Source organism: Halpernia frigidisoli, from assembly GCF_900113805.1.
In the GTDB taxonomy this organism is placed as follows: domain Bacteria; phylum Bacteroidota; class Bacteroidia; order Flavobacteriales; family Weeksellaceae; genus Halpernia; species Halpernia frigidisoli.
In genome coordinates this window covers 375,121-398,168 of the sequence record NZ_FOQT01000004.1, presented here as the reverse complement: position 1 = coordinate 398,168, position 23,048 = coordinate 375,121, and the positions used below count along the sequence as shown (strand labels likewise).

Genomic DNA, 23,048 nt, shown 5'->3' with positions numbered 1-23,048 from the left:
TAATAACCAAATAATATTCGAAATAAATTTAATATTTGTTAACATAATCTCATATTAAATGAATTAATTGTAAACAATACATTAACTTAAAAATTATTGAAATTTAACTATTCACTGCATTTTAAAATTGAAACCAAAAAAAACCGTCAAATTCTTGACGGTTTTTTATTTAAAATGTAAAATTTGAAGTTATTTCTTCGCAACTGGTTTTTTTACTGCAGTTTTCTTTGCAACTGGTTTTTTTGCAGCAGGTTTTTTCACAGCTGCTTTCTTTGGTTTTGCCTTTTCTTTAAATGCATTTTTGTCCTGCGCCATGATCCAGGCTTTTACTTCCTCTAAAACCACTTCTTTCAAATCCTCAACTTCATATTTTTCACCGGCTTTCGTTCTCGGGATTTTATGAATATTTTTTCCATGCTTAATGATCGGACCCCATCTCGCGTTTTCAATCGAAATTTTTTCCGTTTCCCATTGTTGAATGTAGCGGTTTGCTTCTTTTTCAACTTTGGCAATGATCAATTCATCAATATCTTTCTGCGACAAATTTTCAAAGTCATAACGCTTCGGAACATTAATAAACATACCGTCGTATTTAATGAAATTCCCAAATCTTCCCGTACCTTTCGTTACCGGATTTCCTTTAAAACTACTGATCGGCGCGTCTGCAATTTGTTTTTCTTTAATGATTTCAATGGCTTTTTCATCATTTACAGAAAACGGATCCATCCCTTTTGGAATACTGATAAAAGCCTCGCCCCATTTCACATAAGGTCCAAATCTTCCCACGCCAACTAAAACTTTTTCACCCTCATAATCATTGAGATCAAAAGGGATTTTAAATAATTCAAGTGCTTCTTCGAAAGTTAAAGTCACTATATTTTGATTCGCCATCAAACTCGCAAAAGTTGGCTTTTCTTCGTCATCCTGTTCGCCAATCTGAACCATAGGCCCAAATCTTCCAATTCTGGCGTAAACATTTTTACCAGTTTTTGGATCTTTCCCTAATAATCTTTCTCCATTTGCACGTTCTGCATTTTCCTGAACATCTTCAATTCTTGGATGGAAATCTTTATAAAAAGTCTGTAAAGTTTCTTTCCATTTTTCCGAACCGTTTGCAATATCATCAAAATCCTGTTCTACTTTTGCCGTAAAACCATAATCTAAAATTTCCGCAAAATTGGCTGTTAAAAAATCTGTAACAACTTCACCAATATCTGTCGGGACAAATTTATTTTTATCGCCACCAAATTTTTCCTCTAAAATCTCTTTTTTTAAAGTTTTGGTTAAAGTTAGTTTCGAAATTTCCCGGGTTTGCGGCTCAATTTCCCTTTTATCAACGTATTCTCTATTTTGAATCGTTTGAATAGTCGGTGCATAAGTCGATGGTCTTCCGATGCCCAATTCTTCTAATTTTTTTACTAAACCTGCTTCCGTATATCTTGCCGAAGCACGCGTAAATTTCTGAGTCGCTGTGATTTTTTTATAACTTAAAATCTCGCCAATCGTTACTTTTGGCAGTAATTTGCTGTTATCTTCTGCGTCTTCATCATCATTTTTTTCAATACCATATGCTTTTAAAAATCCTTCAAAAACAATGACTTCACCAACTGCTTCAAAATGTTGTGGCAACTTTTGATTTCCAATTTCAATCACCGTTTTCTCAATTTTAGCATTTGCCATTTGGCTTGCTAACGTTCTGCGATAAATTAATTGGTATAAACTATTCAGTGACGAATCTGGAACCGTTTTCAAACTAAAATCCGTCGGTCTGATCGCCTCGTGTGCTTCCTGCGCAGACGCAGATTTCGTGGTATATTTTTTTGGATTGCTAAATTCCTTACCAAATTCTGACAAGATTTGAGATTTTGCACCGTTAATTGCTTCTTCCGAAAGATTGACGGAATCGGTTCTCATATAGGTAATGAAACCTTCTTCATACAATCTTTGCGCGATCCGCATCGTGTTCGTTACGTTGTAACCCAATCTGTTAGACGCTTCCTGCTGTAAAGTTGAGGTGGTAAAAGGTGCGGAAGGTGTTCTTGTTCCCGGTTTTTTCTCAACATTTAAAACTTTAAATTCTGTATCTTTTGCTAAATTTAAAAAATTTTCGGCATCATTTTCTTCGATGAAATCTTTCTTTAATTTCGATAAAATATCCTGATTTTGTTTGTTGATGAAAGTTCCTTCAACCTTATAAGAAGATGTTGATTGAAAATCCCTAATTTCTTTTTCTCTTTCTACAACTAATCTTAAAGCCACAGACTGAACTCTTCCCGCAGACAAACCAGTTTTTACTTTCCGCCATAAAACCGGTGACATTTCAAAACCAACAATTCTATCTAAAATCCGTCTTGCTTGTTGCGCATTAACTAAATTTTGGTCTATTTTTCGGGGATTTTCGATCGCTTTTAAAATCGCATTCTTAGTAATTTCATGAAAAACAATTCTTCGCGTATCTTCTTCTTTTAATTTTAGTTCCTGCGCCAAATGCCAGGAAATCGCCTCACCTTCACGATCCTCATCCGAAGCCAGCCAAATAATATCCGCTTTTTTGGCGGCAGCTTTCAATTCTGCAACCAATTTCTTTTTATCGGCAGAAACTTCATAATCCGGCGTGAAAGTTTCCAGGTCGATGCCCATTCCTTTTTTAGGTAGATCTCTGATGTGTCCAAAGCTTGATTTTACTTCAAAATCACTACCCAAATACTTTTGAATAGTTTTTGCTTTAGCGGGAGATTCTACAATTACGAGATTTTTTGGCATAGAAGAAATTTTTGCAAAAGTAGAAGTTTTTTTTTAGACAGAAATTTTTTGTTTTATTTAAATTGACTATCCTTATTATATGCTCTAAAATTCATTTTGATTAATTTATAATTAAGGTTAGTTTTGTTACCTAATTTTCATTCTTGAAAAACTTCATCAAAAATACATTCCAGAGCCAAAAAGTTTTTTTTCGATACATTCGGAAGAAAGGTTTTAAGCGTTTTTTAAAGGAAAATATTTTAGAAACTGAAGGAAGTAACAGGACGAAAGCACTATCTGTTGCTCTAGGCGTTTTTGTGGGATTAACTCCTCTTTGGGGATTTCACACGGTGATTGTGATTTTTTTAGCAACTTATTTGAAATTAAATAAAGTGATTTCATATATGTCCACACATGTAAGTTTTCCACTTTTTTTGCCTTTTATTATTGCTGCATCTTTGTTTGTTGGCGGTCATATCGTGGGTGGAAGTCTAACTTTTGAAAATGAGACTATGAATATTGCTTTTGTCAAAGAACATCTTTTTCAATACATTGTTGGTAGTTCAGTTTTGGCTGTAGTTTCTTCAATTTCATTTGGCTTACTGACTTTTCTTCTTCTTAAAATAATCGATAAACAAAATAACAGCAAAAATTGAATTGATTTTTTGTTTTTTCTCTGCTTTAAAAATTATCTAAAAATCCGTACCTTCGCGCCTTATTTTTAACAATTGAAATTAAAAATTGATGAGTCAATTTACCGAATATAAAGGCCTGAATCTAACTGAAATAGCCAGTCAAGTATCAGATTTTTGGAAAGAAAACAACACTTTCGAAAAGTCTGTTGAAATGCGCGCTGGCAAACCCGAATACGTTTTTTACGAAGGTCCACCTTCCGCGAACGGAATGCCCGGAATCCACCACGTTATGGCGCGTGCCTTAAAAGATATTTTTTGCCGTTACCAAACACAACAGGGAAAACAGGTTTTCAGAAAAGCAGGTTGGGATACGCACGGTTTACCAATAGAATTGGGCGTTGAGAAAGAATTAGGAATTACAAAAGACGACATTGGCAAAACAATTTCGGTAGAAGATTACAACGACGCCTGCCGAAAAGCCGTTATGAAATACACCGATGTTTGGAATGATTTAACGGAAAAAATTGGTTATTGGGTAGATTTAAAAGATCCATATATTACTTACGAACCGAAATACATGGAAACGGTTTGGTATCTTTTGAAGGAACTTTATAAAAAAGATCTTTTATATAAAGGTTACACAATCCAACCTTATTCTCCAGCCGCTGGAACCGGACTTTCTTCGCATGAATTGAATCAGCCAGGAACTTACAGAGATGTTTCTGATACCACAGTTACGGCTCAATTTAAAGCAAAAAGAGAATCGACCGATTTATTTAATGATATTTCTGGTGACGTTCACATTTTAGCGTGGACAACAACACCTTGGACTTTACCTTCAAATACGGCACTTGCAGTTGGACGAGATATCGAATATATTTTAGTTAAAACTTTCAACCAATATACTTTTGAACCAATTACTATTGTTTTGGCTAAAGTTTTAATGGAGAAAAATTTTGGTAAAAAATACGCCGTTGGAACTGACGAAGATTTTACAAATTACACTTCTGAAAGCAAAGTAATTCCTTATCAAATTTTAAAAGAATTTACAGGCGCAGATTTAGCGGGAACAACCTACGAACAATTAATTCCTTGGTTTTTACCGGCAGAAAATCCTGAAAATACGTTTCGAGTAATTATTGGCGATTTTGTAACGACTGAAGACGGAACTGGAATCGTTCACATCGCGCCAACTTTTGGTGCAGATGATGCGCGAGTTGGGAAAGAAAATAATATTTCGCCGCTTTTGGTGAAAGATAAAAATGATAGTTTGGTTCCATTGGTGAATCTGCAGGGAAAATTCATTAAAGGTGAAAATGTACCGGAATTATTTGCCGATAAATTCATTAAAAACGAATATTACGAAAGTGGAACAGCACCAGAAAAATCCTGGGATGTTGATTTGGCAATTTTATTGAAGACTGAAAATAAAGCCTTTGACGTAAAAAAATACGTCCACAGTTATCCGCATTGCTGGCGAACTGACAAACCTGTTTTATATTATCCATTAGATTCCTGGTTTGTGAAAATGTCTTCATTAAAAGACCGTTTGGTTGAACTTAATGAAACAATCAACTGGAAACCAAAATCAACTGGTGAAGGTAGATTTGCAAACTGGTTAGCCAACGTAAACGACTGGAATCTTTCCCGTTCAAGATATTGGGGAATTCCTTTGCCAATCTGGCGTACAGAAGATTTAAAAGAAGAAATCATTATTGGTTCTGTTGAAGAATTAATGAACGAAATTAATAAATCTGTCGCTTTAGGTTTCATGGAAAACAACCCTTTTTCAAAATTTGAAGTCGGAAATATGTCCGTTGAAAATTATTTGAACATTGATTTACATAAAAATATTGTTGATAAAATTATTTTAGTTTCCACTTCTGGCAAAGCCATGAAACGCGAAACTGATTTGATTGATGTTTGGTTTGATTCCGGTTCAATGCCTTACGCGCAATTGCATTATCCTTTCGAAAACAAGGAATTAATTGATAATCACAAAGCATTTCCAGCAGATTTTATTGCAGAAGGTGTTGATCAAACCCGCGGTTGGTTTTATACATTACACGCGATCGCAACCGCAGTTTTTGATTCTGTGGCTTATAAAAATGTGATGAGCAACGGTTTAGTTTTAGATAAAAACGGACAAAAAATGTCTAAAAGATTGGGCAACGCCGTTGATCCTTTCACGACTTTAGAAAAATATGGACCGGATGCAACGCGTTGGTATATGATTTCAAACGCAAATCCTTGGGAAAATCTAAAATTTGACTTAGAAGGAATTGACGAAGTTCGACGTAAATTTTTTGGAACTTTATATAACACCTATTCATTTTTTGTGCTTTATGCGAATGTGGACAAATTCAATTATTCTGAAAAAGACGTAGAAAATTGCCCAGAAATTGACCGTTGGATTTTATCTGAATTAAATATTTTGGTTAAAGAAGTGACTGCTTTTTACAATGATTATGAACCAACGAAAGTGGCGAGAGCGATCAATACTTTTATTAATGATAATTTAAGCAACTGGTACGTAAGACTTTGCCGAAGAAGATTCTGGAAAGGTGATTATTCTGAAGATAAAATTTCGGCTTATCAAACTTTATACACATGTCTTGAAACTGTCGCAAAAATTTCCGCGCCAATTGCACCATTTTTTATGGATCAATTGTTTCAGGATCTAAATAAAATTTCCGGTAAAAATGAAGCAGAATCAGTTCATTTGACAGATTTTCCTTTGGTTAATGAAGATTTGATCGATCTAAGTTTGGTTCAAAAAACACATTTGGCACAACAAATCACGTCAATGGTTTTTTCTTTGAGAAAGAAAGAAAATATTCGTGTGAGACAGCCTTTACAGAAAGTTTTAATTCCTGTTTTAGACAAGAAAACGGAAGAACAGATATTAGCAGTTTCTGATTTGATAAAAAGCGAGGTGAACGTTAAAGAACTTCAATTAATCAATGCGGAAGAAGCATCGCATCTTATCATTAAACAAATAAAACCGAATTTTAAAGTTCTTGGAGCGAGATTGGGGAAAGATATGAAGACAGTTGCAAACGAGATTTCGAATTTTGATTCTGATTCTATCGCAACTTTGGAGAAAAATGGAACGGTTGACGTTCAAGGATTTCCGATCACTTTGGAAGAAGTTGAGATTTCCACGAAAGACATTCCAGGTTGGACGGTAATTTCTGATAATAAATTAACGGTTGCTTTAGATTTAACTTTAACGGAAGAACTTAAGGCAGAAGGCGTTGCGAGAGAATTTGTAAATCGCGTACAAGGCATTAGAAAAGAAAAAAACTTTGATTTAACAGAGAGGATTTTAGTAGAAATCGAAGAAGATTGTCCCTTTAAAAATGAAATTCTTGATAATAAAAATTATATTTCAGCGGAAGTATTGTCGGATGAAATAAAGGTTGTAAATTCACTTTCGAATTTTGAAAATATCGAGATCGACGAAGTGAAATTCAAAATAAATGTGAACAAAATTTAGAGATTTAATAATCTTTGAAAGGAAAATTTCTAAATTTAAATAAATACAAAAAATACTATGAACGAAGATAGACAAAGATACAGCGATGCAGATTTAGCTGAATTTAAAATATTGATACAGGGAAAAATTGATAAAGCTGAACGCGATCTAATGTTGATCAGAGAGAGTTTTCTTAACGACAAAAACAATGGAACGGATGATACTTCGCCAACTTTCAAAGCTTTTGAAGAAGGTGCAGAAACTTTAAGTAAAGAGCAAAATTCAATACTTGCAGGAAGACAGGAAAAATTTCTTCGAGATCTGAAAAATGCCTTGATAAGAATTCAAAATAAAACCTACGGTATTTGTAGAGTTACAGGAAAATTAATCGCAAAAGACCGATTAAAAGCCGTTCCACACGCAACTTTAAGTATCGAAGCAAAAAATATGCAGCGATAAAATTTCTATTTTTTGATGTCAGAATCTATTATACTTTTTATAATCGCACTAGTGATTTTTCTGTACTTTTTTCGGAATAAACTTTTTAAAAATTACCGTGAAAAATTACAAAAAAGCTATACGATTGATGATCAGTTTAATTCTGACAAACGGGAAAGAGAAAAAGAAATAGACAAACTTCTCTCAAAAATGGGTGAAAACGGAAAAAATGATTTATCGGAAAAAGACCAAAAACGTCTCGATGAATTATCAAAAAAAATAAACTGATAATATAATGGAATCTATAATTGTACACACTAAAAACGCCACGGAACTTCAAGCCGTAAAAACCGTTTTGAAAGACATGAATATAGAATTTGAAAAATTTCACAAAAATACTTTTCACAACAAGAAAACTGTGCAAAAAATGCAGGACAAAAAAGTGGAAAAAATTGTGAATAAATCAAAACCAAAAGGATAAGAATGAAGAAGATAGCGCTGATCACAATTGTGATTTTATTGATCGATCAACTCACAAAATTTTACATAAAAACCCATTTTTCTCTCGGCGAATCCCATGATATTTTTCCCGGTTTTAAATTCACATTTGTAGAAAATCCAGGTATGGCCTACGGATTTCACTTTGGTGGTTTGATCGGTAAATATTTTCTCGTTTTAGTTCGTTTGGTTTTAATTGGCGGCATGGTCTATTTATTTAGTAAATGGCTTAAAATGGGGAGTTCAAATTATCTGATTATCCCAATGTCTATGATTTTTGCGGGCGCAATTGGTAACTTGATAGACGGTATGTTTTATGGTCTGATCTACGATTCCGGGACAATTTATATTGAAGATATTGGGCGCTGGATCGACTACGATGGCGTTTCAAAACTCACGCAATTTGGCCACGGCTACTCCACTTTTATGAAAGGCTGCGTTGTTGATATGTTTCATTTTCCTTTGGTAAACTGGGATGTTCCGCAAAACTGGCCTCTAATTGGCGGTCATCATGTTGAGTTTTTTAAATACATATTTAATGTCGCAGATGCCGCAATTACGCTAGGTGCTTTATTATTATTTATTTTCAGAAAAAAAGCGTTTCCACACGGTCTGGAATTTTAAGAAATTTGATTTTTTTGGGCAGCATTTTCCGCCTTCCGTTCCCACTCTTTTTTTTCAAATGCAAAAAAAAGGAGTTCCACTCAAGTCGGGCTGCAAGGTTTCGCAATTTCGAAATTATTTTCCAGAAATTATAATATCAAACTAAATAAATGATTTCTGAAATAAAAAATCTCGAAACTACTATTTTAAAACCACTGAACTTGTCAATTTCAGATATTGTTCAAGACCTGGAATGTGAAGATTATTTTGGATATGATTTTACAATTGGCAGATTCAACGTTAAATTTAGAAAAGCTAAAATTACACCCAAAAAGATCGGAAAATTTGTAACGCTTTGGAAACGAAATGTTAATGGTAAAACTGAACCATTTAATATTACTGATGATTTTGATTTTTATATTATTTCAGCCATAGAAAAGCAAAAATCCGGTTTCTTCTTTTTTCCGAAAAATATTTTAGAAAATCATCAAATTTTGACGAGCAATAAAAAAGCAGGAAAACTGGGATTTCGTGTTTACACAAATTGGGATTTTCCAGATTCTAAACAAGCGATTAAAACTAAATTCTGGCAAGGAGATTATTTTATAGATTTAGAAAATAACACAGTAGAAAATCTTAAAAAGTTTAAAAACATTTTATCTTCCTGACATTTTTAAATAGATTATTTTTGCAACTATAACTCATCATTAATAAAAAATGCCAAGAATCCTCACAGGAATACAAGCAACGGGAACGCCACATTTAGGAAATCTTTTGGGCGCGATTTTTCCCGCAATCGAACTTTCTAAAAAAGCAGAAAATGAATCTTTTTTGTTTATTGCAAACCTTCATTCTTTGACGCAGATAAAGAATGCTAAAGATTTAAAACAAAATACTTACGAAATTGCTGCGGCTTGGCTCGCCTGTGGTTTAGATACGGAAAAAACTTTTTTTTACCGTCAAAGCGATATTCCAGAAGTGACGGAACTTTCCTGGTATTTGAGTTGTTTTTATCCTTTCCAAAGATTGACTTTGGCGCACAGTTTTAAAGACAAAGCAGATCGTTTGGAAGATGTAAATGCCGGACTTTTCACATATCCAGTTTTGATGGCCGCAGATATTTTGCTGTACGATGCAGAAATAGTTCCCGTTGGGAAAGATCAATTGCAACATTTGGAAATGGCAAGAGATATGGGAGCAAGATTCAACAATCAAATGGGCGAAATTTTCGTGTTGCCACAAGCAGAATTGCAAGAGGAAACCAAATATGTTCCGGGGACAGATGGACACAAAATGAGCAAATCTCGAGGAAACCTTATCAATATTTTTTTGCAAGAAAAAGAATTGAAAAAGCAAGTAATGTCTATAGAAACGGATTCTAAAAGCCTTGAAGAAGCAAAAGATCCAGAAACGGACAAAGTTTTTGCCATCTATAAATTAATAGCTTCCGCAGAAGAAACCGAAACACTGAAAGAAAAATATCTGGCTGGAAATTTTGGATATGGACATGCGAAAAATGAACTTTTACAATTAATTCTAACAAAATTTTCAAAAGAAAGAGAACTTTTTGATTATTACATGAATAATCTGCCAGAATTAGAAGAAAAACTGCAAGAAGGCGCCATCAAAACTAAAAAAATTGCTGCTGAAACTTTGACGAGAGTTCGTGCTAGCTTGGGATTATCTTAATTAAAAATCTAATTTTAACACCAATATTTTTATTCTAAAACTTATTTCTTATTCTTACGTATTTAGACGTACATTGTGTGTGCATTAATAATTATTTCTTAAAATAACTTTTCGTCGTTTATCTATGAAAATAATTCTTTCTTTTTTTCTATTCTTCGCTATTTTCGTAAAGGGTCAAAATTTGAATTTGGCATTATTGGAAAATCAAATTTCAGCAAATAATAAAGCTGGAAAACAAGAAATATCTCAAGATCAATTATTGAAAATACTTTCTAATAAAGATCTTACTAAATTTCAACAGTCGAAAGTAAATCTTTTATTAGCAACCACTTTCCGAAGTATAAATGATTATAGCAGTGCAATAAATTATTTAAAAAAAGCAAAAATTATTTCTTCAGATATTATTGGTGAAGATTCTCTAAAGATGAATATCAAGGCAGAAATGGCTTTTGCATACTTTGACAATCGTAAATATGATAAATCTAATGAAATTATTCAACAAATTAAAAAAGAAAATTATCAAAATTTAGATCCTACTAATCATGCCTATATAATAATGCAGGAAGGATATATTAATTTTTTGCAAGGAAAATATCCGCTTTCTGAAAAATTATACCAACAATCTCTTCCACTTTTAAAAAAAAATTCACCGTGCGATCAACCAGTAGTGATGGTGAAGCAAATGCAATTAAATGCTGCTTTAAATAATTTCGAGAAAGTAGATGAAATTTATAAAAATTGTATAAAGATCTCAGATTATTGTGCGATCATCAAATATAAAATTTACGCAACAGAGGAGCTTATCACAATTTATCAAAGGGTTGAGAATAAGGAAAAAGTACTTCAATATAAAAAGACTTTGGACAAGTTGAATGAAATATATAATCGGGAAAATAAACTTTCGGAGATGCATGTTTCAAATCAAAATTTTTTGGAAAAAGAAACAGAAACAGAAAAAACAAATTCCACATTAGGTTTAATATTAACATTAATTTTAGGAACTGCACTGGTTGTTTCTGCAATTATTTATTTCAAAAACAATAAAAAGCATCATCTTGAAAAGTTAAAATTCGAAGAGGAATTAAAAAGTATAAAGCAAGAACTTCAGGTTTATGCAGAAGCGCAATTCTCCCAAATAAAATCTGAAAATAATATTTTAAAATCTGAAAAATTAAATGCCAGACAAAAAAAATTGCTGGAGCTGGTTGCAAAAGGTTTTAGCAATAGAGAAATTGCAGAAAAATTATCCATTACAGAAGCTACAGTAAAATATCATCTGGGAAATATCTATGCAATTCTAGATATTAAAAATAGAAAAGAGATTTTTGGGAAAATAATAGATAATTAGCAAAGTTTTAATTCATATCTATAAAAAAATTCATTTTACAATTACAACAATTTGATTATCATGGTCTAGTTTTTTACTAGACTATTTTTTACAAAAGAACTAGACTAAAGTATAGGAAATTTTCAATGTTGAAAATGCAATTTTGCAATAACAAACTAATAAATTTTTTATATGAAAAAATCAATACTTATTGCCAGTTTCTTTATCGGAACTTTTGCATTTGCACAGACTGCAGAACAGCGCGCTGAAATTCAAAAATCTATTGATAAAAATGAATTAACTCGATTGGAGCAGAAATTTCAATTAGATTATGAATTTCAACAACAAAAAATTTCCAGCTATTTATCCGCCAATCCAAATGCTAAAAAAACTTTTGTAAAAGATGGCAATGTTTTTATGCTTCATCATATTGATGCAGAAGGCAACCCAATTTATATCAATACAAAGGATGCAAATCAAGTATCAAACGCAAAGATAAATGCACTTTATGGTGGTGGAAGTGTAAACGTAAACATCACCGGAACTAATATGGTTGCAGGCGTTTGGGATGGAGGCCAGATAAATGCCAACCATGAATTATTGGCAGGAAACGTAACCATGCAACCCTCTCAAACTGTAAACAGTGCTGGTGGAAATAATCATATGCAAGCAGTATCTGGAATTATGGTGGGCAAAATAATTACTACCAGTACCAATCCAAATGCAGCAACTGCTCGTGGACTAGCTCCAAATGCAACTGCCAGAAACTATGATTGGGATAATGATTTAACAGAAATGGCATCTTTTGCTGGAAGCGGATTTCTTATTTCCAATCATTCTTATGGCTATTCCAATACAACCACTAATAACATCTGGAATTATGGTGCCTATGATGAAACTTCTAAAGACTGGGATGCACTGCTAAAAACTACTCCATTGTATTTACCATTTGTAGCAGGAGGAAATGAGCAGCAAACTACGGGAAATGCATCAGCTACAGGATTTGATAATATGACAGGTTCTTCTGCGTCTAAAAATGTAATGACTGTAGGCGCTATTAATGCAGACAATAGCATGTCTGATTACAGTAATTGGGGGCCAACAGACGACGGAAGAGTGAAACCAGACATTGTAACTTTAGGAACTTCTATTAATGTGCCTTTGTACACCGGAAATAATACTTACACTGGTGTAGATATCAATTCTTCTGGAACTTCTTATGCCGCACCAGCTGCTGCAGCTGCAGGATTATTATTGCAACAATATTATTTTTCTTTGTTTAATAAATATATGACAGCCGCTTCTTTGAAAGCATTAATGCTACACACCGCAGACGATGCAGGAAATGCGGGACCAGACGCTAAATTTGGTTGGGGAATATTGAATGTAGAAAATGCCGCTAAAACCATTAAACAAATGCAAACGGGTGGAAGCGCAAAATTGGTAGAATTTACTACCAATCCTACAAATAATTCTAGTGCTGAAGTGTCTACATCAGGTACTGCAGGAGGCATCAGCGCCAAAGCTTCTATTTGCTGGACAGATGATGAAGGAACAGAACAAACTGCAACTAATGGTATAAATAATACTACAAGTAGGTTGGTTTATAATTTTGATATATTATTCAGACAGCAGGGAACACCATTTATAGACAGACGTACTTTTGCTCCGCTAAGCGTAACGAGCCCAAATAATGTAGCAACCGTTAGTAGTACGTGGTTTGTAAATAATGTAGATAATTATAGACAGGCAAACATAACAACGAGCAATCTTGGAAATAATTTAATCGTCTATGTAAGAAAAAACACTACTTCACCAGCTGCTGTAAAACCATTTTCAGTTTTGCTTACAGGCCTTAATATTACAAACGCTACTTTAGCAGTAAATGAAAATGTAATAAATTCTGCTACGGTTTTTTATAATAAAGTAGACGGACAAATAAAAATGATTTCAAATAACACAAAAGATGGTTTTGGGGCTTATAAAATATACGATATGTCTGGCAAAATTCTTAAAGCTGGTACCGAAAGAGGCAATACGATTTCTTTTCAGAATGATAATAATGGCGTTTACATATTGATCTATCAAAACAATAATAAGGAAGAAACTTTTAAATTCAGAAAATAAAAACCACAAAATAAGCAAAACACAAATGCTGAAAAAAAACGACATCGCAAGGTGTCGTTTTTTTGTTTTAATATCTGATTTTTAATTTTTTATAAATAATTCTTAATTTCCACCAACTTCTCTACTCTTTTTATATCCGTAAGCTCAGGTTGTTCTTTAAAAACATCAAAGAAAATAACATCCAATCCGAAATTTTTTGCGCCCAAAACATCTGCAATCCAATCGTCGCCGATCAAAATAGATTCTTCCTTCCTGGCATTCGCCATTTTCAAAGCATGTTCAAAAATTTTTGGATTGGGTTTTCTTACATTTAGAGAATCTGCGGAAGTGACGGTTTCAAAATAATTATTCATTCCAGATCCTTCAATTTTTCGGTAGCTTACTTCTTCAAAACCATTGGTAATGATGTGAAGTTTGTAATTTTTGGCTTTCAAATAATCCAAAATTTCTAAAGAACCTTCTACCAATTCATTAAATTCTACAATATCATCTAAAAACTGATTCTCAAATTTCTGAGATAAGTCAAAATCATCAATATTAAATTTTAAAAAAGTATCGTAAAAACGATGTTTGCGTAGATAATCTTTATCAATTTTTTCATCACGGATCTTTGCCCAAAGATCTTCATTTACGATGTCGTATTCCGTATGGAAATCTTCAAAATTAAGGTTGTGAAGTTCTTCAACTTTGTATCTTTTAAAAAGAATATCAAGCGTTAAACGAGCGTTTTTGCGGTGATCCCAAAGTGTATTATCTAAGTCAAAAAAAATGTGCCTAATCATAGGCACAAATTTAAGATTTTTAAAAGTTATTTAATTCTTAGAGATCAAATATTTTTTGGTCTTTGTCTTTAGAATAGCTAAACTTTTTGAAAATTGAAGTAAAAAAGAAACTGTTTCTTTCTTGGGCATTAGTTTTTTTGTTTTTAAAATGTCAAATTTTTTCATAGGCCGTGTTTTAAGAATGTTAATTTAAAACGGCGGCTTTTTAAAATTATTGTTATCTTGTAAGAATAATATTTTTTTCGTCCATTATTTTTCTAAGATTGATAAGTGCATAACGAACTCTTCCCAAAGTTGTATTGATACTTGAATCCGTCTGATCTGCGATTTCTTTAAAACTCAAACCATCAAAAAAACGCAATTTTATCACTTCCTGCTGATTTTCAGGTAAATGAACCAACAAACTTAATAAATCCGAATTAATCTGCTCACTGATTATCTGCTCTTCAATGTTTTCATCAGTAATCTGCAGCGTATCAAAAATGGAATATTCATCATTTTCGTAAGTTGTTTCTGATACTTTAATATGTTTAGATTTTAATCTGTAATGGTCTATTACAAGATTATGCGCAATTCTTTTAGCCCACAAAATAAATTTTCCCTGATCATTATATCTGCCTTCTTTCAAAGTCACAATAATTTTAATAAAAGTATCCTGAAAAATATCATTCGCAAGATCCTCATCCATAATTTTATAATAGATATAGGTAAAAAGATCTTTTTGATAACGGGTAATAAGGGAACTTAAAGATTTCTCACAGCCTTTTTGGTAAGAATCTATCAACTGACTATCGGTATAGGTATTCATTTTTTCTTCTTAAATTTTAGTCAGAAATAAGCTCACAAACATTTGTGATCAACGTTTTTCTGAAATTTTAAAGTAGAATTATGCGATAGATGTATTTTTGAATTGGATGTAAAAATACATAAAAAAGTTAATACTTTGTTAAAAAGTTTAAAAGTTATTAATTTTTTTTCAAATTAATTCAATAAATCATGCAACATCGTCAGTGGAAGATTTATTGTGAAATTTAAGTTAAAACCTTTTAATTCTTTACCCTTCACTGTTTGCCCGGAAAATGGGAAGGCATAACCGCCGGTAAGATCGATGATTCCAAATAAAGAAGCACCTATTTTAGGCGCAATATATTTTGAAGTAGCTTCTGCGCCTGCTAAAAAATAGTAGGAATGAAAAACATCAACATTTCTCTCTGTGTTAATTAAGATATCACCCTGCAACTTTGGTAAAATCGCAAATTTTGAATTGGTGCTACCAACCAAAGCTGACGCCCCGACTCTGTATATAAAATCATCATTATTTAAAAACAAAAGTCTGCCACCAAGTTCTGCAAAACTTTGATTTTGATAAACATAACCCACGTGAAGCATTTTGTGAATAGTAACTTGTGCTGAAGAACTTTGACTCAAAAATATAAAGCCAAAAATGAATAATAAACGTTTCATCATTTTAAAAATAAATAATTATAAAGCTAATAAAAAAAAACAGCTTTATGAAAAATCATAAAGCTGTATTAAATTTTATAGATTAAATTCTTTCTTTATGTCTTCTACACGGTCTAATTTTTCCCAGGTAAAAAATTCCAGATCTTTTAAAACGACATTTTCGCCGAGTGTATTTTTAAAAGTTTTATCTGCTACATAATAATCTCTTCCCATGTGCCCGTAAGACGCAGTTTCCTGATAAATAGGATTTCTAAGTTTCAGATTTTGTTCAATGGCATAAGGTCGAAGATCAAATATTTTCTGAACTTTTTTAGCGATTTCACCGTCAGTAATATTCACTTTTGCCGTACCTTTAGTATCGACGAACAAACCGCAAGGTTCTGCTACACCGATCGCGTAAGAAATTTGTACTAAAACCTCATCAGCAACTCCTGCAGCAACTAGATTTTTTGCGATATGTCTTGTTGCATAAGCTGCACTTCTATCAACTTTAGAAGGATCTTTTCCGGAAAAAGCACCACCACCGTGCGCTCCTTTACCACCATAAGTATCTACAATTATTTTTCTTCCTGTAAGACCAGTATCACCGTGAGGACCGCCAATTACGAACTTTCCTGTAGGATTAATATGGTATTTTATATCAGAATTAAATAATTTTTGGATCTCAGGTTTTTGCTTTTCTTTTACTGTTGGAATCAGCATGTCGATCAAATCTTTTCGAATCTTAGAAAGCATCGCTTCTTCGCTGGCAAAATCATCATGTTGCGTGGAAATCACGATACTGTCGATTCTCACAGGTTTGTGATCATCGGAATATTCAATCGTTACCTGGCTTTTTGCATCAGGACGAAGATATTTTATAGCATTATTGTCTTTTCGAAGATTTGAAAGTTCCTTTAAAATAGTGTGCGCCAAATCTAAGGCTAAAGGCATATAATTTTCAGTTTCGTTCGTTGCATAACCAAACATCATTCCCTGATCTCCTGCACCTTGAGAGTTGGCTTTTGTTTCAAAATCAGCTTCGTTTTTTAATCTGTCAACACCTTGGTTAATGTCCGGCGACTGCTCATGAATACATGAAATAACACCGCAAGAATCACCGTTAAACATATATTCGCTTTTCGTGTATCCAATTTTGTTGATCACATCACGGGCAATTTGTTGGACATCTAAATAGGCTTTAGATTTAACTTCACCTGCTAATATAACCTGACCTGTTGTCACCAAAGTTTCACAAGCTACCTTTGATTCTTTGTCAAAAGCTAAAAAATTATCAATTAAAGCATCAGAAATTTGATCTGCGATTTTATCTGGATGGCCTTCGGAAACAGATTCAGAAGTAAATAAATAGGACATAAATTTTTATTTTTTTAAATTTAATTAAAAGAAAAAAAGTTGAAATAAAGACCCTTGAAAAGTACTAAAATAGAATATCTGTTTTAGCATTTTTTTAAAGAGGTTGCAATCAGTTCAAATTTTTCCTCGAAATAATAAGGTGCAAATTTAAGCTTTAATATATTGATGGTACAAGTTTTTTAAAACTAATTTGCGGAGGCTTTTATGGCAACAAAATCTTCAGGATTTTTGTAAAAATTCAATTTTTGTTTTAAAGATTTTTGAATTGAAATTACGAGTTCATCAATGATTTTTTGCTTATAAGTCGGCTTGTAATAAATAATAGAAATTTCCCGAAAAGGAAAAGGTTTTACAAAACGCGACACTTTTTCCTGCTGTTTTTCTGAAAGTTGATCAATAGCGATTTCGGGTATAATGGTTAAACCTCCCATTTTATCTACCATATGAATAAGCGTACTGATGTTTGAAGCTAAAAATTCGAGATTTTTCGGTGCGGTTTTATTTTCCTTTAAATGACAAATAGTTTCAAACTGATGTCTCAGGCAATTTCCTTCTTCCAAAAGCCAAACTTTGTTGACATCGATCTCTTCAGGCAAAATGAATGAACCTTCAGCATTTTTTTTGCCTTCTGCAGAATAAACCATAAGTTCCTCATTGATGATAAAACTTTGAGAAAATTCCTCAGAACCCGTGTATGGTGTAGAAATTATTCCTGCATCAAGTTCGCCAGTTTTTAGCGATTTAATGATATTTTCAGTGGTCATTTCTTTTACGTTCAGCTCAATTTTATCATTTTTAGAAATAAAATCAAAAATTTCTGTCGGGATCAAAGAACTTGAAACTGTCGGAATGATGCCTAGATTAAGTCTTCCGCCAAGAATATTTTTTAACAGATTTGCCTTATTTCGCAATTCCATGACGCCATCTATAATTAATGTAGCCTGGGTAATGATTTCTGCACCGATGTCAGTTGTTCGAATCGGATGCGTGGTGCGGTCAAAAATCTTAACGTCCAATTCTTCTTCAAATTTCTGGATCATCGCGCTTAACGTCGGTTGCGTGATAAAACAGGATTGCGCTGCTTTACCAAAATGCTTGAATTTATCGACCGCGATAAGATATTCTAACTGCTGTATGTTCATGTATAAATTTTATCTATTACAAATATAATTATGTTTTTAGAATTATATCATTTTAAATGAAAGTATATGGTAAATTTGTTTATACCTAAAATTACACACATGGATTCTAAAAAATTAACAACCGGCGCCGGAGTGCCCTATTTTGAGCATGAAGATTCTCAAACTGTGGGTAACAGAGGTCCAATATTACTTCAGGATTTTATATTGCAGGAAAATTTAGCACACTTCGTAAGAGAAAGAATTCCGGAAAGAGTCGTTCATGCAAAAGGAAGCGGTGCGTACGGCAAATTTACCGTTACCCATGATATTTCAAAATATACAAAAGCCAAATTATTCTCAAAAGTGGGCAATTCATGTAAAATGTTTGCAAGATTTTCTACTGTTGCCGGTGAAAAAGGCAGTGCAGATACGGAAAGAGATCCACGAGGATTTGCTTTAAAATTTTACACAGAAGATGGAAACTGGGATTTAGTAGGTAATAATACACCCGTTTTTTTTGTAAAAGATGCCAAAAAATTTCCTGATTTTATACATACCCAAAAAAGAATTCCGAAAACGAACCTTCGTGACAAAACAGTTATGTGGGATTACTGGAGTCTAAATCCAGAAAGTCTTCATCAGGTTCTAATTTTAATGTCGGATCGTGGGACACCAAAGGGATTTCGTCATATGCACGGATTCGGCTCTCATACTTTTTCAATGATCAATGAAAATAATGAAAGAGTTTGGGTAAAGTTTCATTTTAAAACACAGCAGGGAATAGAAAATTTTACCTCTGACGAAGCAACAAAAATGAAAGGTGAAAATCCTGATTTTGCACAAGAGGATCTTGTAAACGCAATAACAAACGGCAATTTCCCCAAATGGAAAATGTACATTCAGATAATGACAGAGGAACAGGCCAAAGAATTTCGCTGGAATCCTTTCGATGTTACAAAAGTGTGGTTTCAAAATGAATATCCTTTAATTGAAGTCGGAGAAATGGAACTGAATGAAATTCCAAATAATTATTTCGCACACGTCGAACAGGCTGCTTTTGAACCAAATAATCTTATTAATGGCATTAGTTTTAGTCCGGATAAAATGTTACAGGGCAGATTATTTTCTTATGCAGATGCCGCGCGATACAGAATCGGCGTTAACGGAAATCAATTAGAGGTGAACCGTTGTCCGTTTGGCTTTAGCAATTTTCAACGGGACGGTTTTATGGCAGATTCAAGTCAATATAAAGATGAACCGAATTATTACCCAAACAGTTTTGGAAATGTTTCACCTGCGGAAAAATATAAAAACTTTGAGTATAATTTAGACAGTCTTCATGTTGCAAATTTTAATAGAAATGCCAACGAAGATGATCATTATACACAACCAGGTCTTCTATATACCAAAGCTCTTGACCAGGAAGGAAGAGAAAATCTGATCAAAAATATAGTTGAACACATGAATGGTATCAAAGGTGAAAAAAGGGATGAAATAATTAATCGCCAGTTATGTCATTTCTTTAGAGCCAACATAGAACTGGGAATGAAGATTGCCCAAAAAATGCAGATACAGATTGATGTGAACATGATGAATCACAACAATTAATAACTTAAAAGATTTATTTTTAAGAATATCACAAAAATATTGTAATTGTTTAGAATATTTTTATAACTTGCAGTGTATTTTAAACACACAAATGATTTACCAATTTCTAATTATCTCAGAAGAAAATTCTGTTACGACAATCACTATAAATAAACCTGAAAGTTTAAACGCTTTAAACAAACAGATTATTGAGGAGTTGAGTATGGCATTTTCTGAATTAGAAAAAAGTAAATCCTGCAGAGTTATAATTTTAACCGGAGAAGGTCAAAAGTCCTTCGTTGCTGGTGCTGATATAAAAGAATTCAGTGATTTCGGCTCTTCAAATGCTGAAAATCTTGCCCGAACCGGTCAGGAAAATCTCTTCAACAAGATCGAAAATTTAAGAAAACCTGTTATTGCAGCTGTTAATGGATTTGCCCTTGGTGGCGGGTTGGAATTAGCAATGTGTTGCCATATCCGTTACGCTTCTGAAAATGCAAAACTGGGTTTACCTGAAGTTACTTTGGGTTTAATTCCTGGTTATGGAGGAACGCAAAGATTACCCAAATTAGTAGGTAAAGGACTTGCTAATGAAATGATATTTTCCGCTAAAATGATATCTGCGGATAAAGCCAAATCCATTGGTTTGGTAAATGATGTTTTTTCCAGTGAAACACTTTTAGATGAATGTAAAAATTTAGCTAAAATGATCGCGAGAAATTCACCTTTAGCAATAGAAAAAGCTATAAAAGCAGTCAATTTATATGATACCGATAAAGGATATGAAACTGAAATAAAATCTTTCGGGGAATTATTTGATCTGGATGATAAAAAAGAAGGCGTCAACGCATTTTTAGAAAAAAGAAAACCGTATTTTTAAAATGCCACAAATAACTAAATTTGATATTGCATACATTAAAATGGCTCAGGAATGGGCTAATCTTTCCTATTGTGGGCGCAAGAAAGTAGGCGCACTCATTGTGAAAGACCGTATGATTATCTCTGACGGTTATAATGGGACACCATCTGGGTTTGAAAATTGCTGCGAAGACGAAGACGGAATGACACATTGGTATGTTTTGCATGCGGAAGCAAACGCCATTTTAAAATTAGCCTCAAGCACACAATCTGCGAAAGGCGCAACGCTTTACCTCACGCTCTCACCCTGCAAAGAATGCAGCAAATTAATTTTGCAGGCAGGGATCAAAAAACTGGTTTATCTGGATGATTATTCTGACGCAGAAGGCATTCATTTTTTAAAAAATCATGAGATCGAGGTTTTGCAACTTGAAAAGAACACACTTTTCCACAAGGAATATAAAACACAAAATGATGAATTGGAATGAAAAAATTAAACAATTTGAAGACTATTTAAGATTAGAAAAAAGCTTTTCTAACAACACATTAGAAGCTTACTTAAGCGACATTAACAAATTAAAGGATTTTTCTCTGGAAAATCTTGAAGGCGTAACGCCGGTTAATATCACTTACGAACAGATACAAGAGTATCTTTTTTCTAACAGTAAGAAAAAATTTAGTGAGCGCTCCCAGGCAAGATGGGTCTCTTCGCTAAAATCTTTCTTTAAATATCTAGTTGAAGAAGAAATCAGGGCGGACAATCCTACAACCCTATTAGAAGGCCCCAAACTTGGGTTCTACCTTCCAGACACACTTTCTGAAACTAACATTGAAAGAATTGTGAATGCAGTAGATCTTACGAGTAATCTTGGTCAAAGAAATTACTGTATTTTAGAAGTACTTTACGGCTGCGGACTTCGCGTTTCGGAGCTTGTTGATCTGAAGATCTCTAACATTAACTTTAAAGAAAATTATCTTCGGGTAGATGGAAAAGGCGAAAAAACGCGCTTCGTTCCTTTTACAGATTTTACTGCAAAAGTAATTTCCGACTATATTTTAAATTCAAGAAAAGATATTGAGATCAATAAAAAGTTTGAAGATTTTGTATTTTTAAACAGACGTGGCTCTTCTATGTCCCGAGTGATGGTTTTTATTATTATTAAAGAACTTGCAGAAAAAGCGGGCATTAATAAAAGTATTTCACCGCACACTTTTCGCCATTCGTTTGCAACACATTTACTTCAAAATGGTGCGGATCTTCGTTATATTCAGGAAATGCTTGGTCATTCCAGTATTACAACCACTGAGATCTACACGCATTTAAAAACAGAGGAATTGCGCAGGGTTATTATTGAATGTCACCCAAGAAATGTTTTACATTAATGGAACAACTGAAATTTTGTCCAAAATGCGGAAAAGAAACGCTTATTTGGAATAACATTTCAAAATTATCCTGCAGTAACTGCGATTTTGTGATGTATCAAAACGTCGCCGCAGCCGTTGCAGTATTAATTAAACATAAGGAATCGTATCTTTTCACCCGAAGAAATAAAGAGCCTAAAAAAGACTTTTTAGATCTTTCGGGTGGATTTACGGATCCTGAAGAATCAGGCGAGGAAACTTGTCAAAGAGAATTGAAGGAGGAATTGAATCTTGATGTAAATATAAAATTACTGCAGTATTTAGGAAGTTTACCTAATACTTATTTGTATAAAAATATCAATTACAATACTTTAGATCTTTTTTATCTTTATGAAATTGATGACGTCAACGAATTTACTTTGGAAACAGAAGAAATATCTGATATTGTTTGGCTTTCAAAAGATGAAATTAAACTTGATGATCTTGCTTTTGAATCTCAAAGGCAATTTTTAAAAAATTATTTTAAAATTTAGAACTTTTTAAAATTTCACTAAAATAGTTCGTTAAGATTTTTCTTTGCGCATCCGTCAGATTTGCCTTTGGATGATAAGGCACGTAAGCTGCCATCGGCATTGACTTTTGCTGAATTTCTTCTATTGCATTCGCAAGCATTCCCTGTTTAAGATCTTTATTAAATGTTGTCCATTCGGAAAAATTTAAATGCTCACGACCTTCATTGATATGACTTTTCACTGACCATGAAAATGGCGCTATAAAAGCATAATAAGGATATACTGTTTCGTTTGAATGGCAATCATAACAGGCATTTTTTAGAATTTCCTGAACTTCTGACGGTGTATTAAGAACATCAACGAAATTTTCTGATTTTTTGACTGATTTATTTGTCGTATCCATCGGTATAAATTGTATCACAGAAACTGCAATCACTAACCAAAATAAAATTGTTGTAAATGTTTTCAT

At 33.2% G+C, this 23,048-nt stretch carries 22 protein-coding genes; 15 read left to right on the top strand and 7 right to left on the bottom strand.

All coding sequences use genetic code 11. The features are described 5' to 3' along the window. Positions 1-189: 189 nt before the first annotated feature. Positions 190-2,763 (bottom strand): type I DNA topoisomerase, encoded by a 2,574-nt coding sequence (topA, locus tag BM238_RS12160; RefSeq protein WP_090081480.1) that lies wholly within the window; start codon positions 2,761-2,763, stop codon positions 190-192. Positions 2,764-2,906: 143 nt separating this feature from the next. On the opposite strand from topA, the gene BM238_RS12155 reads away from it, so the two are divergent. From BM238_RS12155 to BM238_RS12110, 10 genes are all read left to right on the top strand, one after another. Further along, a complete protein-coding gene (locus BM238_RS12155) occupies positions 2,907-3,398 on the top strand; it encodes a DUF2062 domain-containing protein (RefSeq protein ID WP_090081476.1) in 492 nt (163 codons plus the stop codon). Positions 3,399-3,486: 88 nt separating this feature from the next. Continuing rightward, entirely contained in the window at positions 3,487-6,876 is a 3,390-nt protein-coding gene (gene ileS / locus BM238_RS12150; protein WP_090081473.1) for an isoleucine--tRNA ligase, read from the top strand. Between the two features lie 57 nt (positions 6,877-6,933). Next, positions 6,934-7,314, top strand: a complete 381-nt coding sequence (locus BM238_RS12145; RefSeq protein ID WP_090081470.1) for a TraR/DksA family transcriptional regulator — start codon at positions 6,934-6,936, stop codon at positions 7,312-7,314. Positions 7,315-7,329: 15 nt separating this feature from the next. Next, positions 7,330-7,581 (top strand): DUF6576 domain-containing protein, encoded by a 252-nt coding sequence (locus BM238_RS12140; protein ID WP_090081466.1) that lies wholly within the window; start codon positions 7,330-7,332, stop codon positions 7,579-7,581. A 7-nt stretch (positions 7,582-7,588) separates the two neighbouring features. Beyond that, complete coding sequence (locus BM238_RS12135; protein WP_090081464.1) at positions 7,589-7,774, top strand: DUF2683 family protein; 186 nt, start codon at positions 7,589-7,591, stop codon at positions 7,772-7,774. 2 nt (positions 7,775-7,776) lie between these two features. After that, positions 7,777-8,415, top strand: a complete 639-nt coding sequence (locus BM238_RS12130; RefSeq protein WP_090081461.1) for a lipoprotein signal peptidase — start codon at positions 7,777-7,779, stop codon at positions 8,413-8,415. Between the two features lie 149 nt (positions 8,416-8,564). Continuing rightward, positions 8,565-9,062: a MepB family protein gene (locus BM238_RS12125; protein WP_090081457.1), complete on the top strand. Its 498-nt coding sequence runs from the start codon at positions 8,565-8,567 to the stop codon at positions 9,060-9,062. A 49-nt stretch (positions 9,063-9,111) separates the two neighbouring features. Next, complete coding sequence (gene trpS / locus BM238_RS12120) at positions 9,112-10,083, top strand: tryptophan--tRNA ligase (RefSeq protein WP_090081454.1); 972 nt, start codon at positions 9,112-9,114, stop codon at positions 10,081-10,083. Positions 10,084-10,270: 187 nt separating this feature from the next. Then, positions 10,271-11,431: a LuxR family transcriptional regulator gene (locus BM238_RS12115; RefSeq protein ID WP_177205468.1), complete on the top strand. Its 1,161-nt coding sequence runs from the start codon at positions 10,271-10,273 to the stop codon at positions 11,429-11,431. Between the two features lie 171 nt (positions 11,432-11,602). Continuing rightward, positions 11,603-13,537, top strand: a complete 1,935-nt coding sequence (locus BM238_RS12110; RefSeq protein ID WP_090081448.1) for a S8 family peptidase — start codon at positions 11,603-11,605, stop codon at positions 13,535-13,537. A gap of 89 nt (positions 13,538-13,626) precedes the next feature. Here BM238_RS12110 and BM238_RS12105 read toward each other — a convergent pair whose 3' ends face one another. The 5 genes from BM238_RS12105 to BM238_RS12085 all read right to left on the bottom strand — a co-directional run bounded on the left by BM238_RS12105 (position 13,627) and on the right by BM238_RS12085 (position 18,281). Further along, positions 13,627-14,319 (bottom strand): YjjG family noncanonical pyrimidine nucleotidase, encoded by a 693-nt coding sequence (locus tag BM238_RS12105; protein ID WP_090081445.1) that lies wholly within the window; start codon positions 14,317-14,319, stop codon positions 13,627-13,629. Positions 14,320-14,536: 217 nt separating this feature from the next. Further along, a complete protein-coding gene (locus BM238_RS12100) occupies positions 14,537-15,127 on the bottom strand; it encodes an RNA polymerase sigma factor (RefSeq protein WP_090081443.1) in 591 nt (196 codons plus the stop codon). Positions 15,128-15,300: 173 nt separating this feature from the next. After that, the gene (locus BM238_RS12095) at positions 15,301-15,783 is read right to left on the bottom strand and encodes a hypothetical protein (protein ID WP_090081442.1); all 483 of its coding nucleotides are present in this window, start codon (positions 15,781-15,783) and stop codon (positions 15,301-15,303) included. A gap of 75 nt (positions 15,784-15,858) precedes the next feature. Beyond that, entirely contained in the window at positions 15,859-17,139 is a 1,281-nt protein-coding gene (metK, locus tag BM238_RS12090; protein ID WP_090081438.1) for a methionine adenosyltransferase, read from the bottom strand. A gap of 185 nt (positions 17,140-17,324) precedes the next feature. After that, a complete protein-coding gene (locus BM238_RS12085; protein WP_090081436.1) occupies positions 17,325-18,281 on the bottom strand; it encodes a hydrogen peroxide-inducible genes activator in 957 nt (318 codons plus the stop codon). Between the two features lie 99 nt (positions 18,282-18,380). Between BM238_RS12085 and BM238_RS12080 the strand changes: the two genes are divergently transcribed. From BM238_RS12080 to BM238_RS12060, 5 genes are all read left to right on the top strand, one after another. After that, positions 18,381-19,868 carry a catalase gene (locus BM238_RS12080; protein ID WP_090081433.1) on the top strand — a complete coding sequence of 496 codons (1,488 nt, stop codon included), beginning with the start codon at positions 18,381-18,383 and terminating at the stop codon, positions 19,866-19,868. A gap of 91 nt (positions 19,869-19,959) precedes the next feature. Next, a complete protein-coding gene (locus tag BM238_RS12075; protein ID WP_090081430.1) occupies positions 19,960-20,727 on the top strand; it encodes an enoyl-CoA hydratase-related protein in 768 nt (255 codons plus the stop codon). A gap of 1 nt (position 20,728) precedes the next feature. Next, complete coding sequence (locus BM238_RS12070) at positions 20,729-21,193, top strand: deoxycytidylate deaminase (protein WP_177205467.1); 465 nt, start codon at positions 20,729-20,731, stop codon at positions 21,191-21,193. Further along, complete coding sequence (xerD, locus tag BM238_RS12065) at positions 21,180-22,088, top strand: site-specific tyrosine recombinase XerD (protein WP_090081427.1); 909 nt, start codon at positions 21,180-21,182, stop codon at positions 22,086-22,088. Before BM238_RS12070 ends, xerD begins: the two co-directional genes overlap by 14 nt. Then, positions 22,088-22,600 carry an NUDIX hydrolase gene (locus BM238_RS12060; RefSeq protein ID WP_090081423.1) on the top strand — a complete coding sequence of 171 codons (513 nt, stop codon included), beginning with the start codon at positions 22,088-22,090 and terminating at the stop codon, positions 22,598-22,600. The genes xerD and BM238_RS12060 overlap by 1 nt, the downstream gene beginning before the upstream one ends. On the opposite strand, the gene BM238_RS12055 is transcribed toward BM238_RS12060, so the two are convergent. After that, positions 22,590-23,048: a heme-binding domain-containing protein gene (locus BM238_RS12055; RefSeq protein WP_090081420.1), complete on the bottom strand. Its 459-nt coding sequence runs from the start codon at positions 23,046-23,048 to the stop codon at positions 22,590-22,592. The genes BM238_RS12060 and BM238_RS12055 overlap by 11 nt on opposite strands.

Excerpts from the sequence above, each read along its gene's own strand:
- ileS (WP_090081473.1), top strand. The coding sequence starts at position 3,487 with ATGAGTCAATTTACCGAATATAAAGGCCTGAATCTAACTGAAATAGCC.
- BM238_RS12105 (WP_090081445.1), bottom strand. The coding sequence starts at position 14,319 with ATGATTAGGCACATTTTTTTTGACTTAGATAATACACTTTGGGATCAC.
- BM238_RS12140 (WP_090081466.1), top strand. The coding sequence starts at position 7,330 with ATGTCAGAATCTATTATACTTTTTATAATCGCACTAGTGATTTTTCTG.
- xerD (WP_090081427.1), top strand. The coding sequence starts at position 21,180 with ATGAATTGGAATGAAAAAATTAAACAATTTGAAGACTATTTAAGATTA.
- BM238_RS12075 (WP_090081430.1), top strand. The coding sequence starts at position 19,960 with ATGATTTACCAATTTCTAATTATCTCAGAAGAAAATTCTGTTACGACA.
- BM238_RS12130 (WP_090081461.1), top strand. The coding sequence starts at position 7,777 with ATGAAGAAGATAGCGCTGATCACAATTGTGATTTTATTGATCGATCAA.
- BM238_RS12060 (WP_090081423.1), top strand. The coding sequence starts at position 22,088 with ATGGAACAACTGAAATTTTGTCCAAAATGCGGAAAAGAAACGCTTATT.
- BM238_RS12135 (WP_090081464.1), top strand. The coding sequence starts at position 7,589 with ATGGAATCTATAATTGTACACACTAAAAACGCCACGGAACTTCAAGCC.
- BM238_RS12055 (WP_090081420.1), bottom strand. The coding sequence starts at position 23,048 with ATGAAAACATTTACAACAATTTTATTTTGGTTAGTGATTGCAGTTTCT.
- BM238_RS12095 (WP_090081442.1), bottom strand. The coding sequence starts at position 15,783 with ATGAAACGTTTATTATTCATTTTTGGCTTTATATTTTTGAGTCAAAGT.
- topA (WP_090081480.1), bottom strand. The coding sequence starts at position 2,763 with ATGCCAAAAAATCTCGTAATTGTAGAATCTCCCGCTAAAGCAAAAACT.
- BM238_RS12085 (WP_090081436.1), bottom strand. The coding sequence starts at position 18,281 with ATGAACATACAGCAGTTAGAATATCTTATCGCGGTCGATAAATTCAAG.
- trpS (WP_090081454.1), top strand. The coding sequence starts at position 9,112 with ATGCCAAGAATCCTCACAGGAATACAAGCAACGGGAACGCCACATTTA.
- BM238_RS12070 (WP_177205467.1), top strand. The coding sequence starts at position 20,729 with ATGCCACAAATAACTAAATTTGATATTGCATACATTAAAATGGCTCAG.
- BM238_RS12110 (WP_090081448.1), top strand. The coding sequence starts at position 11,603 with ATGAAAAAATCAATACTTATTGCCAGTTTCTTTATCGGAACTTTTGCA.
- BM238_RS12125 (WP_090081457.1), top strand. The coding sequence starts at position 8,565 with ATGATTTCTGAAATAAAAAATCTCGAAACTACTATTTTAAAACCACTG.
- BM238_RS12145 (WP_090081470.1), top strand. The coding sequence starts at position 6,934 with ATGAACGAAGATAGACAAAGATACAGCGATGCAGATTTAGCTGAATTT.
- BM238_RS12080 (WP_090081433.1), top strand. The coding sequence starts at position 18,381 with ATGGATTCTAAAAAATTAACAACCGGCGCCGGAGTGCCCTATTTTGAG.
- BM238_RS12100 (WP_090081443.1), bottom strand. The coding sequence starts at position 15,127 with ATGAATACCTATACCGATAGTCAGTTGATAGATTCTTACCAAAAAGGC.
- metK (WP_090081438.1), bottom strand. The coding sequence starts at position 17,139 with ATGTCCTATTTATTTACTTCTGAATCTGTTTCCGAAGGCCATCCAGAT.